At 61.4% G+C, this 13,939-nt stretch carries 14 protein-coding genes; 10 read left to right on the top strand and 4 right to left on the bottom strand.

Annotated features, from left to right (window positions below; all coding sequences use genetic code 11):
- The first annotated feature begins 54 nt into the window (after positions 1–54).
- The gene (locus tag ACN5AZ_RS07025) at positions 55–300 is read left to right on the top strand and encodes a DUF3253 domain-containing protein (RefSeq protein WP_419428150.1); all 246 of its coding nucleotides are present in this window, start codon (positions 55–57) and stop codon (positions 298–300) included.
- Positions 301–326: 26 nt separating this feature from the next.
- Here the strand turns inward: ACN5AZ_RS07025 and ACN5AZ_RS07020 are convergent, their stop codons facing one another.
- Positions 327–929, bottom strand: coding sequence for a response regulator (locus ACN5AZ_RS07020; protein WP_419428149.1), 603 nt, complete (start codon positions 927–929; stop codon positions 327–329).
- 358 nt (positions 930–1,287) lie between these two features.
- On the opposite strand from ACN5AZ_RS07020, the gene ACN5AZ_RS07015 reads away from it, so the two are divergent.
- A complete protein-coding gene (locus ACN5AZ_RS07015) occupies positions 1,288–1,806 on the top strand; it encodes a molybdopterin-dependent oxidoreductase (protein ID WP_419428148.1) in 519 nt (172 codons plus the stop codon).
- 60 nt (positions 1,807–1,866) lie between these two features.
- Positions 1,867–4,515: an ATP-binding protein gene (locus ACN5AZ_RS07010; protein ID WP_419428147.1), complete on the top strand. Its 2,649-nt coding sequence runs from the start codon at positions 1,867–1,869 to the stop codon at positions 4,513–4,515.
- On the opposite strand, the gene ACN5AZ_RS07005 is transcribed toward ACN5AZ_RS07010, so the two are convergent.
- Positions 4,505–5,356 (bottom strand): SMP-30/gluconolactonase/LRE family protein, encoded by an 852-nt coding sequence (locus tag ACN5AZ_RS07005; RefSeq protein WP_419428146.1) that lies wholly within the window; start codon positions 5,354–5,356, stop codon positions 4,505–4,507. The genes ACN5AZ_RS07010 and ACN5AZ_RS07005 overlap by 11 nt on opposite strands.
- Before the next feature lie 152 nt (positions 5,357–5,508).
- Here ACN5AZ_RS07005 and ACN5AZ_RS07000 point away from each other — a divergent pair, with 152 nt between their 5' ends.
- From ACN5AZ_RS07000 to preA, 3 genes are all read left to right on the top strand, one after another.
- Positions 5,509–5,745: an Lrp/AsnC ligand binding domain-containing protein gene (locus ACN5AZ_RS07000; protein ID WP_419428145.1), complete on the top strand. Its 237-nt coding sequence runs from the start codon at positions 5,509–5,511 to the stop codon at positions 5,743–5,745.
- A 192-nt stretch (positions 5,746–5,937) separates the two neighbouring features.
- Complete coding sequence (locus ACN5AZ_RS06995) at positions 5,938–7,287, top strand: NAD(P)-dependent oxidoreductase (RefSeq protein WP_419428144.1); 1,350 nt, start codon at positions 5,938–5,940, stop codon at positions 7,285–7,287.
- A 72-nt stretch (positions 7,288–7,359) separates the two neighbouring features.
- A complete protein-coding gene (gene preA, locus ACN5AZ_RS06990) occupies positions 7,360–8,664 on the top strand; it encodes an NAD-dependent dihydropyrimidine dehydrogenase subunit PreA (protein WP_419428143.1) in 1,305 nt (434 codons plus the stop codon).
- A 74-nt stretch (positions 8,665–8,738) separates the two neighbouring features.
- Here the strand turns inward: preA and ACN5AZ_RS06985 are convergent, their stop codons facing one another.
- Positions 8,739–9,377 carry a TetR family transcriptional regulator C-terminal domain-containing protein gene (locus tag ACN5AZ_RS06985; protein WP_419428142.1) on the bottom strand — a complete coding sequence of 213 codons (639 nt, stop codon included), beginning with the start codon at positions 9,375–9,377 and terminating at the stop codon, positions 8,739–8,741.
- A gap of 149 nt (positions 9,378–9,526) precedes the next feature.
- On the opposite strand from ACN5AZ_RS06985, the gene ACN5AZ_RS06980 reads away from it, so the two are divergent.
- Positions 9,527–10,789 carry a Zn-dependent hydrolase gene (locus tag ACN5AZ_RS06980; RefSeq protein ID WP_419428141.1) on the top strand — a complete coding sequence of 421 codons (1,263 nt, stop codon included), beginning with the start codon at positions 9,527–9,529 and terminating at the stop codon, positions 10,787–10,789.
- 5 nt (positions 10,790–10,794) lie between these two features.
- Here ACN5AZ_RS06980 and ACN5AZ_RS06975 read toward each other — a convergent pair whose 3' ends face one another.
- A complete protein-coding gene (locus ACN5AZ_RS06975) occupies positions 10,795–11,028 on the bottom strand; it encodes a hypothetical protein (protein WP_419428140.1) in 234 nt (77 codons plus the stop codon).
- A 254-nt stretch (positions 11,029–11,282) separates the two neighbouring features.
- On the opposite strand from ACN5AZ_RS06975, the gene ACN5AZ_RS06970 reads away from it, so the two are divergent.
- The 3 genes from ACN5AZ_RS06970 to ACN5AZ_RS06960 all read left to right on the top strand — a co-directional run bounded on the left by ACN5AZ_RS06970 (position 11,283) and on the right by ACN5AZ_RS06960 (position 13,778).
- Positions 11,283–11,729, top strand: a complete 447-nt coding sequence (locus ACN5AZ_RS06970) for a hypothetical protein (protein WP_419428139.1) — start codon at positions 11,283–11,285, stop codon at positions 11,727–11,729.
- Positions 11,730–11,860: 131 nt separating this feature from the next.
- The gene (gene hydA, locus ACN5AZ_RS06965; protein WP_419428138.1) at positions 11,861–13,315 is read left to right on the top strand and encodes a dihydropyrimidinase; all 1,455 of its coding nucleotides are present in this window, start codon (positions 11,861–11,863) and stop codon (positions 13,313–13,315) included.
- 118 nt (positions 13,316–13,433) lie between these two features.
- A complete protein-coding gene (locus ACN5AZ_RS06960) occupies positions 13,434–13,778 on the top strand; it encodes a hypothetical protein (protein ID WP_419428137.1) in 345 nt (114 codons plus the stop codon).
- Positions 13,779–13,939 lie beyond the last annotated feature (161 nt).

The raw sequence follows: 13,939 nt of genomic DNA, 5'->3' as shown, positions 1-13,939 counted from the left end.
ACGGGGCCCTGCGGGGCCCCGTTGCTTTTGCCTCTGCTGCACTAGATGAGCGGCATGTCCAATCCATCCGACACAGAGATCACTGCCGCCCTGATGCGGCTGGCCGGCGCCCGCGCGCCCAAGACCTTCTGCCCGTCAGAAGTCGCCCGCGCCCTATCCGATGACTGGCGTCCTTTGATGCCTCGGGTGCGCGTTCTATCGACAAGCCTGTCGCTGGTTGCCACACAAAAAGGCCGCCCTGTCGATGCAGCGGCGGCCCATGGTCCGATCCGTTTGTCACTGAAATCCGACGCTTCGTAGGGTGGGGTTTCACCCCACCTGCGCCGTTACGCCAATCCCCGATCCCGTGCGATCATGGCCGCATGGGTGCGGTTGCGCGCCTCCAGTTTACGCGACAGCGTTTTGACATGCAGTTTGACCGTGACCTCCTGCAGTTCCAGATCCCGCGCGATTTCCTTGTTGGATTTGCCCTCGCAAATGCCGCGCAGCACCTCCAGCTCGCGACGGGTCAATGCACCGCCCTCGCCCGTACCCGCCTTTTGCATGAAATCGACTGGCGCGTAGATCTCCCCCGCTGCCATGAACCGCGCTGCGGTCAAAAGCGACCGTGCGCTCAGCGTTTTGGGGATGAACCCCTGCGCGCCGGATTTCAGCGCCGCATCTGCCACGTCACGCGATGCGCTGCCCGACAGGATCGCAACCGGACGGCCCTCGTTGGCCTCGCGCATACGCGCCAGCCCCTCCAGACCATTCATGCCGGGCATGTTGTAGTCCAACAAAACAAGATCAAAGCTGCCCGACAGGCTTGTCACCCGCAAGGCTTCGTCCAATGTGGCGACGGTTTGCACCTCGTCCACATCCCCCCCGTCGAGAAACGCCGCAATGGTTTCACGCACCAGATCATGATCGTCCGCCACAAGTATGCGCATTGCGGTCGTCCTTTCGTTTCAGTTGCCAAGGGCCGCAAAGCCCAAGGCCGGTCGCGGACGTTGATCGCCCGACACAGTTACGCCAAGCCGGATCAATTCCGACCTGCTCTATGGCTCAAGAATGTTAAGACACTTTTTATAAATGCTTAAATCGTAACTGGTAAACCTAGCCACACGCAAAAAACGCATTTCCGCGATAACAATACATTTTTAACGCGAGCAAACCAGACGTATATTTTGCAACTTATATACGTTTGAACACGCAGATTTGCACCAACTACTGTTTCTAACCAGCGTCAAATACCCTAAAATTGGCATTATTTACCGGTCAACAAACCATTTAACGGAGCGCTTCGTCGTGAAAAAGGTCCTACTCTGTGTCACCTACGGCTTTTTATCCGCCTTCCTTTTGATCGGAACTTTGGCGGCGGCGCAGCCTTTGCCTGCCCCCTCCGGAGACGTCATTTTGACGGTGCGCGGTGATCTGGATGTGACAAATGCCGACGATGCTGCGGAATTCGATCGTGAGATGCTACGCGATCTGGGTTTGCGAGAGCTGGTGACCGGCACAATCTGGACCAACGGGCAGCTGACATTCACAGGCGTCCCCCTGAAGACGCTGCTGGACCGGCTGGGCGTTACTGGCGGAACCCTGCGCGCCAATGCCCTGAACGGGTATTCGGTGGATATCCCCTACTCCGACGCGGCCGATGATCTTGCCCTGTTGGCCATCGACCGCGATGGTGCGCCCATGCAAGTGCGCGACAAAGGCCCGATCTGGGTGGTCTACCCTTTTGACATGGATGCCAAGTTCCGCACCGAAATCTACCACACCCGCAGCATCTGGCAGCTCAACAGCATCGATATTCTGCCCTAAGCTCCGGCCATATCGGTTTGCGCGGTGACCGGCAGGAAACAGCGTGATACCACAGCGCCCATGAGCCGTTTGTTGTCCTCCAGCCACACCGCCAATTCCGGCCTGCGCCGGTTTGTGATCGCTTGGGTGATTGTGTCCTTGCTGGGCGTGATCACGGTGCTGGGGCTGGAAGTGCGCGCGCAGCTTCGCCTGCTCAGCGCCTCGGCCACGGAGAACGTGCAATGGACGCTGAGCCAAGCTGAAACCGAAGTTATGGACCTGCAGCTTGCGATTTTGCATGCGCGCATGGACCCGCCGGACAATGCCGCGCTTTCGCTGGTGCGCCTGCGATTTGACGTTCTCTACAGCCGGATCGACACGATCACCTCATCCGAGGTGATCGAAAACCTCCGCGCGCAGCCAAGCGCGCAAAAACTGGTGCGCGACACCGCAGATTTCCGCGCAAAATGGACCCCTGTGATCGACGGCCCCTCCACGCAGTTGCAGGCCGAATTGGACCAGTTCTACAACGATGCCACATTGGTGCGGCGCGACCTGAGAGAGCTCGCGCTCGACGGGGTCAACCTGTTCGCTGCACAGCGCGATCTGCGCCGCCGCGACATCAGCGAAATGCTGCTGTCGATCGGCGTGACCGGTCTTGGACTGCTGGGCCTGTTGCTTTTGTTGATGCTGGCCGTGCTACGTCTTGCCAGCCAACGCGCCGAAGAGGCCCGCGAACACCGCGAGACACGCGAACGCACCGAAACCATCATTGCCACATCGCTGGATGCGGTTGTGGCCATCGACAGCGACGGGCGTGTGATTGAATGGAACGGCGCGGCGGAACGGATTTTCGGCTTTGCGCGGGCAGAGGCGATTGGCGCCGACATGGCCCATCTGATCGTCCCCGCCCATTTCGCCAAGCAGCATCGCAGCGGGCTGGAACGCATGAATATCACGGGGTCCGGCCGCATTATCGGCAAGGGCATCATCCAGCTCGAAGCCCGACACAAAGACGGCTCGCTGTTTCCCGTTGATATCTCGCTGGCAGAGGCACAATCGGCCCGCGGGCAGATCTATGTGGCCTTTATCCGCGACATCACCAGCCGCGTCCAAAACGAACAGGCGCTGAAGCAGGCCCGCGACCGTGCCATCGCGGGCGAAAAACACATGGCCGAATTGCTGGCTGTCATGAGCCACGAGATGCGCACACCGCTCAACGGCATCATCGGCACTTTGGATCTGTTTCAGGCCAAGGGGCTGGACGCCGAACACCAGCGCTATCTGCGGATCATCCGCCAATCCGGCGAGGTGCTGCTGAGCCATGTGAACGACGTGCTGGACATCTCGCGCATGGATGCGGGCAAGATCACCCTGCGCAAAACCCGCTTTGATCTGGTGACCCTGCTCGAGGATCTGATCGAGAGCCAGATGGATTTCGCCCGCACGCAAGGCAACACTTTGGTGCTGACCCCGCCCAGCCCCGATTTGCACAATGTGTATTCCGACCCCGGGCGTTTGCGCCAAATTTTGCTTAACCTTGTGACAAATGCGCTGAAGTTCACCCGCGATGGCGTTGTCACAATCGAGGCGGATTGCTCCGCCGGGCTGGAGCATGTGGATATCCGCGTGACCGACACCGGCGTGGGCATCACCGAGGACAACTTGCGCCGGATATTCGATGACTTTGTGACGGTGGATTCCAGCTATCAGCGGCGCAGTGCGGGCACCGGGCTGGGACTGGGCATTTCGCAGCGGTTGGCGGGCGCGCTTGGTGGCAGGCTTGATGCGGAAAGCGAGCCGGGCGACGGGTCCGTCTTCTGGCTCAGCCTGCCGTTGGCCCCCCCGCCCGACGCGGTGCTGTTGCCACCGCTGCCCCGCAAGACCGACGCCGAAATCCCGCCCCCGCTGGACGTACTCGTGATCGAGGACAACCCGATCAACCGCGAGGTCGCCTCGCAGATGTTGCAGCGGGACGGTCATGTGGTCACGACCGCAGCAAACGGGTTTGACGGGGTCGAGCTGGCCGGCCGCCAAACCTTTGATGTGATCTTGATGGACATCTCCATGCCCGGCATGGACGGCATCACCGCCGCCTCGCGCATTCGCGGCAACGCAGGGGCAAACGCCGCGACGCCGATTGTGGCCACCACGGCGCACGCCCTGCCCGACCAGATCCGCAGCTTTCACGACGCGGGCATGCACACCGTGTTGACCAAACCGATCACGACCACCAGCCTGCGGCGCACCCTGTCCCGCGCGCTGTCCACCGGAGCCGAGGCGCTGTCGCCCCCCGCATCACGGGATCGCACCCTCCCGCCCATGGGCGCGACGGTCTCCGCCGTGACCTTTGCCGAGGTACAGGCCGATCAACTGATCGACGTGCGCCATCTCGAAGAACTGGCCGAGGATCTGCCATCGGAGCGGCTGACCGAGGCGCTGGCCACTTTCGCCGCCGAGATAGACACGTTTCTGAATGCGCTGATCCTGCCCGGGAATACAACAGACGCGACCTTTGGTGCCGAAGCGCACCGGCTGGCAGGGTCCGCTGGCGTATTCGGGGCGATGAAGCTCGCGACCTTGCTGGGCACCTGCCAACAGCTTGTGCGGGACGCAGATCGCGACGGGATCGATGCATTGATCCCGCAGCTGGCTGGCACATGGGACCAAACACGCCAAAGCTTTGAAGATCTGGGATTTACGGCCCCCCCGCGCGATCTTACAGAATGACCTGCGGCTCGGGCCGCCCCTGTGCATCCTCAAGATCTGTGAAAAACGTCTGGCCTGCAGCGGGGTCGTCTTCTGCCCCCTCGGCCGCAGAGGTGACAAACAGGCGCCGCAGATCAGGCCCCCCAAAGGCAGGGCAGCTGACCTGCACCGCAGGCAGGCTGACCGCCCGGACAAAGGCCCCGTCCACACCGTAGCACGCCACCCGCGACGCGCCCCATTGCGCCGTCCACAACCGCCCTTCGGCATCAATCACCGCACCGTCGGGATTTACCCCCTCCGCGCGCGTGTCGATATGCACCTCTGGCGTGCCGACAGGCCAGCCTTCGGCGTCCAAGGCCACGCGCTGCACCCTGCCCTCCGGCGTATCGGCGAAATAGGCGGTCTTGCCATCGGGCGCGAAACAGATGGCATTGGGAATGGTCAGCCCATCGAATATCTTGCGCAATGTGCCGCGCCAATAGCGGTAGATCGCACCGGCGCCGGGCTCCAACCGATAGCCCATGGTGCCAATCCAGAACCCGCCAAAGGGATCCGCGCGCCCGTCGTTGGACCGCGTGACTAGGTTGTCCGCCTCAAGCGGCAGCAGATGCCGTTCCTGCGCGCTCTCAAGGTCAAAGACAAACAGGTCCCGTTCAGAGGCGATGATGATCTCACGCGCGGACACCCATCCAGCCGCCGACACGGCACGATCAAACAACCATTGTTTCTGCTGTGTCCCGTCATGCTCGAACAATGTGTGGCCGAGAATATCGAACCACAGAAAACTTTGACGTTCAGGGTGCCAAAGGGCGCCCTCCCCCAAAATACACTTCGTGTCCGACAGGATTGTCACATCACGCATCACGGCCTCCCAAATCTTGCGGCGCGACATTGCACCGGGACGCGGCGCAGGTCCACCGCCCGCCGCAGCCCCGCAGTGACGTCACAACGCTGGCATCGTCGCGCAATTTGCGGTCTAGTCCCGCCCAGCCCTTAAAGACAAACGAGACTCCAATGACCTGTGTTTTCATCCAGATCCGCTGCAAGCCCGGCACCGCATACCGTGTTGCTGGCGACATCGCCCTGCGCGAGATCCACTCGGAACTGTATTCCACCAGCGGCGAATACGACCTCCTGGTCAAACTCTACATCCCCGAAGACACCGACGTCGGCAAATACATCAACGACCAGCTGCTCAATATTGACGGGATCGAACGCACCCTGACCACCCTGACGTTCCGCGCCTTCTAAGCGCCATCAAACCTGCCAAGATCGGGGATTCGTCCCCGATTAACCCTCAATCGCACAAACCACGCTCACAAAATCTGCCACAAAAACAGGCAGCACAGCCGAATTTGACCTGCCAAAATTTTTTACCAATTGATAAAATTTCAACCTGTGGCACTCTGAAGTCAGAAAAACAACGACACTCAGGGAAACGCCATGACCAGCCCGTTCACCCCAGGCATCGCACATAATCGTCTCGAGCCGTCCCGCTTGGCCGAGAATTTCGGCGACCTGCACGCCCCCCTCGACGCCCATGAAGCAACAGTAGCCGCCGACCGCTGCTACTTCTGCCACGACGCGCCCTGCGTCACGGCATGCCCCACGGACATCGACATCCCGCTGTTCATCCGGCAAATCGCCACCGGCCAGCCGCAGGCGTCGGCGCGCACCATTCTGGAACAGAACATCCTCGGCGGCATGTGCGCGCGGGTCTGTCCGACCGAAACCCTGTGCGAAGAATCCTGCGTCCGCATGACGGCCGAACACAAGCCCGTCGAAATCGGCCGGCTACAGCGCTACGCCACAGACAGTGTCATGCGGACGGGCACCCACCCTTTCACCCGTGCCCCGTCCACCGGCAAATCCGTCGCAGTGGTCGGTGCCGGGCCCGCCGGCCTGTCCTGCGCCCACAGACTGGCCATGCTGGGCCATGACGTCGTTATTTTCGAAGCCAAACCCAAACCTGGCGGGCTGAACGAATACGGCATCGCCGCCTATAAATCGACGCAGGATTTCGCCGCACGAGAGGTGGATTGGCTCATGCAGATTGGCGGCATCACCCTGCACACGGGCCGCACGCTGGGCAAGGATCTGACCTTGGGCGAGCTACAAAGCGATTTTGACGCCGTCTTCTTGGGCCTCGGCCTCGGGGCTGTGAACGCCCTGACCTGCGATGGCAACGACCGTGGCGGCGTGGACGACGCCGTCGACTTCATCGCGGAATTGCGGCAGGCCAGCGATCTGACAAAGCTGCCCATCGGACGCAACGTGGTCGTCATTGGTGGCGGCATGACAGCGGTCGACGCCGCCGTTCAGGCAAAACTGCTTGGCGCGGAAAACGTCACCATCTCCTACCGTCGCGGCCAAGACGCCATGGGCGCCTCGCGCTACGAACAGGATCTCGCCACCTCACGCGGCGTTCAAATCCTGACCAACACCATGCCCGTGGCCATTCACGGCAACGGCAGCGTGCAGGAAATCGAACTGGAATACACCGAAACCCGTGACGGCAAACTGGTCGGCACCGGCGAAACCCGCCGCCTGCCCGCCGATCAGGTCTTCCGTGCCATCGGGCAAAGCTTTGCCGCCTTTGACGGCCCCGAACTCGACCGTGGCAAAATCCGCGTCACGGACACAGGCCGCACATCTGTGGATGGCGTCTGGGCCGGTGGCGACTGCACCGCAGGCGAGGATCTGACGGTCGTCGCCGTCGCCGAAGGGCGCGATGCCGCCATGGACATCCATGCCGCGCTGACAAACAGCGCAACGATGCAAGCTGCCGAGTGATCCCCGCTTTTTCTTGGCTCAAATACCTAAAAACAACATTGGCCACACAGGCCACCCGACAGGAGCACACCCATGGCTGATCTGACTTCAGACTTCCTCGGCATCAAATCTCCCAACCCGTTCTGGCTGGCCTCGGCCCCGCCCACGGACAAGGAATACAACGTCCGCCGCGCCTTCGAGGCCGGCTGGGGCGGTGTTGTCTGGAAAACCCTCGGCGCCGAAGGCCCGCCCGTCGTCAACGTCAACGGCCCCCGCTATGGCGCCATTTACGGGGCCGACCGTCGCCTGCTGGGTCTCAACAATATCGAGCTGATCACCGACCGCCCGCTGGAAACCAACCTCGAGGAAATGGCCCGCGTCAAATCCGACTACCCCGACCATGCGCTGATCGCGTCGATCATGGTCCCATGCGAGGAAGCCGCGTGGAAAGCCATTCTACCCCGTGTGATGGAAACCGGCGCCGACGGGATCGAGCTTAACTTTGGCTGTCCGCATGGCATGGCCGAACGCGGCATGGGCTCGGCCGTGGGTCAGGTGCCTGAATACATCGAAATGGTCACCCGCTGGTGCAAACAGTATTACGACCGCCCCGTTATCGTGAAACTGACGCCCAACATCACCGACATCCGCCGCCCCGCGCAGGCGGCCAAGAACGGCGGTGCCGATGCGGTGTCCCTGATCAATACGATCAATTCGATCACCTCGGTGAACCTTGATGATTTCGCCCCAGAACCCACCATTGACGGCAAAGGCACCCACGGCGGCTATTGCGGCCCCGCAGTCAAACCGATTGCCCTGAACATGGTGGCAGAAATCGCCCGTGATCCCGAAACCCACGGCCTGCCGATTTCCGGCATCGGTGGCGTCACGACTTGGCGCGATGCGGCGGAATTCATGGTCATGGGCGCAGGCAACGTGCAAGTCTGCACCGCCGCGATGACCTACGGGTTCAAAATTGTCGAGGAAATGAAGCGCGGCCTGTCCCAGTGGATGGATGAGAAGGGCTACACCTCGACAGCGGATTTCATCGGCAAGGGCGTCCCGAACGTCACCGACTGGCAGTATCTCAACCTCAACTACGTGACCAAGGCGCGCATCAGTCAGGACGACTGCATCAAATGCGGCCGCTGCTTTGCCGCTTGCGAGGACACCAGCCACCAAGCCATCTGGATGCACGAGGACCGCAGCTTCGAGGTCAACGATGCGGAATGCGTGGCCTGCAACCTTTGTGTCGATGTCTGCCCGGTGGAAAACTGCATCACCATGGAACGGCTGGAGCCGGGCACCGTCGATCCGCGCACTGGACGCGAAGTGCCTGCCGAGTACGGCAACTGGACCCGGCATCCCAACAACCCCTCGGCGCAGGCTGCGGAATAAACGATCTGTAACAGCAAAACCGACAAGGGGGCCCAGCGGCCCCCTTTTTTCATCGCCCGCCCAACTGGCTCAAGTCAGCCCGGCGTTAGCATCCGGCGGAACATGGTGTCCAGATGGCGGGACGCGCCCTCATAATCCGCCCCCCCAAGCACCGCCTGAACCTGCACATCAAAGTCGGCATAGTGCTGCGTCTGCGCCCAGATCGAAAACAACAGATGCCGCGAATCGACCGGCGCGATGCGCCCTTGTGCGACCCAGCCGTCGATCACCGCAGCGATCTCATCGACCAAGCCGCGCAGCTCGCCGGTCAGAACGTCGTGCATATGTGGCGCGCCGCGCAGGATTTCATTGGCAAACAGGCGGCTTTCGCGCGGGAAATCGCGGCTCATTTCCAGCTTGCGCGCGACATAGGCCAGCAGCTCGGCCACGGGCTCGCCCTCGGGGTTCAGCTCCCGCAGCGGGTCCAGCCAAGTGGCCAGCATATCACGCAAAAGCGCCTCGTAGATCGCCTCTTTCGAGGGGAAATAATACAGCAGGTTCGGCTTGGACAAACCGGCCTCTGCCGCCACACGGTCGAGCGTCGCGCCACGGAATCCCGCCTCGGAGAACACGGTCAGTCCGGCCTCCAGAATGGCCGCCCGCTTTTGCCGCTGGATGCGAGTCTGGCCGCGCTTTGGTGTTTCGGCGCGCTTTGCTGCCGCTTTCTCCGTCATTGACCGCCCTTTACTGATTAATTTCTACGCAAATGCCCCGCAGAACAGCAGAACGCTTGACTGAGTTTCGACCTTTGGTAGCGTTCTTTTGACCACTTGGTCAAATCGCAAGAGGATCCCGGCAAATGGGACCGCAGGGAGTTTAGACAATGGCAGCAGCAACGGCAAACCTCGCCGGCAATATGACCACAAATGGCGACCGCCTTTGGGACAGCCTGATGGACATGGCCAAGATCGGACCGGGTGTTGCAGGCGGCAACAACCGCCAGACCCTGACCGACGAGGATGCCGAAGGCCGCGCCCTGTTCCAGACATGGTGCGAGGCCGCAGGCTGCACCATGGGCGTGGACGAGATCGGCAATATGTTCGCCACCCGCCCCGGCACCGACCCCGACGCGCTGCCCGTCTACATGGGATCACATCTCGACACCCAGCCCACCGGCGGCAAATATGACGGCGTTCTGGGCGTGCTGGGCGGGCTCGAAGTGCTGCGCACCCTGCAAGACCTCAACATCCAGACCAAGCACCCCATCGTGCTCACCAACTGGACCAATGAAGAAGGCACACGCTTCGCCCCGGCGATGCTGGCCTCTGGCGTCTTTGCGGGCAAACACACGCTCGACTGGGCCTTTGACCGCGAGGACGCCGAGGGCAAGAAATTCGGCGCGGAACTCGAACGTATCGGCTGGAAAGGTGACGAAAAGGTCGGCGCGCGCAAGATGCACGCGATGTTCGAATTGCATATCGAACAGGGTCCGATCCTCGAAGCCGAAGGCCGTGACATCGGCGTGGTCACCCATGGGCAGGGTCTGTGGTGGCTGCAATGCACCGTGACCGGCAAGGACGCCCACACCGGATCGACCCCCATGAACATGCGCGTGAACGCAGGGCTTGGCATGGCGCGGATGACAGAGGCCGCGCATCAGATCGCCATGGCGCACCAGCCGCACGCTGTGGGTGCCGTGGGCCATTGCGATGTCTACCCCAACTCGCGCAACGTGATCCCGGGCAAGGTGGTCTTTACCGTCGATTTCCGCTCCCCCGATCTGGGCAAGCTTACATCGATGCGGGAACAATACGAAGCAAAGGCCAAGGAAATCGCCGATGAACTGGGCCTTGGTCTCGACATAGAACCCTCGGGCCACTTCGATCCGGTCACCTTTGACGAGGCCTGCGTGACCTCGGTGCGCAACGCCGCCGAACGTCTGGGGCTCAGCCACATGGATATCGTGTCGGGCGCAGGTCACGACGCCTGCTGGATCAACGATGTCGCCCCCACTGCGATGATCATGTGCCCCTGCGTCGATGGGCTGAGCCATAACGAAGCCGAAGAGATCAGCAAGGACTGGGCCAAGGCGGGGACTGATGTTTTGCTACATGCTGTTCTGGAAACAGCGCAGGTGGTCAGCTGATGCAACTAGCGCGGCAGAACATAGCGGGCGGTTCCATCGCTGATGCTGTCTTTTGCCGCAGCAACATCCGCCATGACGCGCCGCGCCGCCTCGACGGAAACAGAACCGGTCTTCCCTTCGACCTCGGCTGCGTTTGCAAGCTCTTGCGCGGTCACCTCAAGGCTATCCTTGCCATTGGTCGTGGCGGTTTCAAACATATGATCCAGCGCCTCGCGCAAGCGGGTGTCGGTTTCCGACATAACTTATTCTCCGATCAAAGCAGGGCGACCGTTCGCCTGCAGTCTGTCCTTAACGCCGCAAGACCACCGAAGTTGCACCTGCGCGCGCCGGATCGGTCGACATCGACGCAAACACCCGGAACTGTGCCCGAAAAAGCGCCGGTGCTCCGCCTCGACGCGGAGCCGGTACAACCAAGTGTTGTTTCACACGCGCCCTGTCTCAAAGATCACCGCATCCCGGAGTGGGTGGGATCATTTGAAAAAAGGGTAGCATTATGATCATGGACGGTGTTTTCGGCAAATGGACGTCAACTTTGAAAAAGATATGTGCCGGGCCGGGATTGGCATCGGCATACAGCGACCGCCTGCTCGAGTTCGGGATCCGCTGGGCCGACGGCGAAATCGCCGAGGATGTTCTTGTCCTTGATACCAACGGCTTTTCCGATGCGCCGATCGACTGGCAGGAAAACGGTCAGACCTACACGCTGAGCTTCACGGAGAAACACCTCAAGGATGTGTTCGCCCTTCAGGCGGCCCAGCCCGAAGACATCCGCCCCCCTATCACGGTGGCCCTTCGGTTCTTTCTCGAATTCGATGCGTTCCTGACCGTTGATTCCATAGATCAGGCCAAACCGCGCAACGCTTCTCGCCGCAGCGCCAGAGCATTCCAACAAATCTGGTGGCCCGACCTCGACCAGACACCTGCAGCAAAGCAGGCCTGACATGACAAAGGGGAACCGTCACGGCATCCGACAAGCAGCGCAAGCCATGCAAACCGGCCCCGGATCAGGCCACACGTAACTCCGCCAATTTGCGCAGCAAAGCGGCACCCGCACCAAAAGGGAGAAACCAAATGAGCACCGTCATCAAGAACGGCACCGTCGTCACCGCAGACCTCAGCTACAAGGCCGATGTCCTTGTCGAAGGCGATACCATTATAGAGATCGGCGAAAACCTTAGCGGCGACACCGTGCTTGATGCCACAGGCTGCTACGTGATGCCGGGCGGCATTGACCCCCACACCCATCTGGAAATGCCTTTCATGGGCACCTATTCCACCGACAACTTCGATACCGGAACGCAAGCGGCCCTGATGGGCGGCACAACCATGGTGATCGACTTTGCCCTGCCCTCTCCCGGCCAGGGGCTGCTGGATGCGCTGCAGATGTGGGACAACAAGGCCGGCCGCGCCCATTGCGACTATTCCTACCACATGGCGGTGACATGGTGGGGCGAACAGGTCTTCAACGAAATGCAGACCGTCATCGAACAGCGCGGCATCACCACGTTCAAGCATTTCATGGCCTACAAGGGCGCCTTGATGGTCAACGACGATGAAATGTACGCCTCGTTCAAACGGCTCGGCGAACTCGGCGGCATCGCCATGGTTCATGCGGAAAACGGCGACGTGGTGGCAGAGCTCTCCGCCAAACTGCTGGCCGAAGGCAACACCGGCCCCGAGGCCCACGCCTACTCCCGCCCGCCTCAGGTCGAAGGCGAGGCCGCAAACCGCGCAATCATGATTGCCGACATGGCAGGCGTGCCCTTGTACATCGTCCACGTCTCCTGCGAAGAAGCCCACGAAGCCATCCGCCGCGCCCGCCAACAGGGCAAACGCGTCTGGGGCGAACCGCTCATCCAGCACCTCACACTCGATGAATCGGAATATTTCAATCAGGACTGGGACCATGCGGCCCGCCGCGTCATGTCCCCGCCTTTCCGCAACAAACAACATCAGGACAGCCTCTGGGCCGGCCTCATGAGCGGCTCTCTCTCGGTTGTCGCCACCGACCACTGTGCCTTCTCGACAGAGCAAAAACGCTTCGGCATCGGCGACTTTACCAAGATCCCCAACGGCACCGGCGGCTTAGAGGACCGCATTCCCATGCTCTGGACCACAGGGGTGGGCACAGGCCGCCTGACGCCCGAGGAATTCGTGGCCGTCACCTCCACCAACATCGCGAAAATCCTGAACTGCTACCCGAAAAAGGGCGCGATCCGCGTAGGCGCCGATGCGGATATCCTTGTTCTGGACCCCGAGAAATCAAAGACCATCACCGCCGCCACACAAACCAGCGCCATCGACTACAACGTCTTCGAAGGCCACGAAGTCAAAGGCCTGCCCCGTTTCGTGATGACACGCGGCCATGTGGCTGTCACCGATGGCACACTGACCTCGCGCGAAGGCCACGGTGAATTCGTCGCCCGCAAAGGCCGCACCCCCACCAACACCGCCCTGTCGAAATGGAAGGATCTGACCGCGCCCCGCCCCGTGGAACGCACGGGCATCCCCGCCACCGGCGTGTGACCATCTCCCCCGCAGCGTCGAACACCCCCTCGCTGCGGGCCCGCCCCCCTTCGTTTTTCCTTGGCGCAAATACCTTTTCCCGCTGTGCCACGCAAAATCACCAAAGAGGCAAGCACCGATGATCCGCTGGTTTATCTTCTTTCTGGCCCTGCCCGCTGTGGCGGCAGCAGATACCGATGTCTACGCAAATGCCGCGGGCTGCGCACGGCTCGCAGGCGAGGTGGCCAACGACGATATGGTGATTTTCCGCCCGGGCGAAAGCATCACCTTCTGGGAAAGCACCTGCCAGATCCTCGACGCCACCATGGTCGGTGCAGGCGCGATTGTGCACACGGTCCAATGCTCCGGCGAAGGGGACACCTGGGAGGATTACTACATGATCGAGACCGCCCCGGTTGACGGGTTCACGCTCCACCCAGAGGATCAGCCGGAGGCGCGCGTGGATCTCGCACCCTGCCCCTGACCTCTTCACTGCCAGCCAGAACGCCAGCACCAAAATGACCTTACCCCGCACCCCAAACCCTTTGCGACGCCCCGCTTGCGGGTCTGCGACACGTGGGTCCCTTGGCCAACCGGCATCCCGCCGCCGCCTCTCACAACACGACAAACCAAACGATCCGCCCG

The sequence above is a fragment of the Sagittula sp. SSi028 genome (assembly GCF_048553715.1).
Lineage (GTDB): Bacteria > Pseudomonadota > Alphaproteobacteria > Rhodobacterales > Rhodobacteraceae > Sagittula.
Note: the sequence above shows the minus strand (reverse complement) of the source record. Positions and strands in the feature narration are given on the sequence as shown.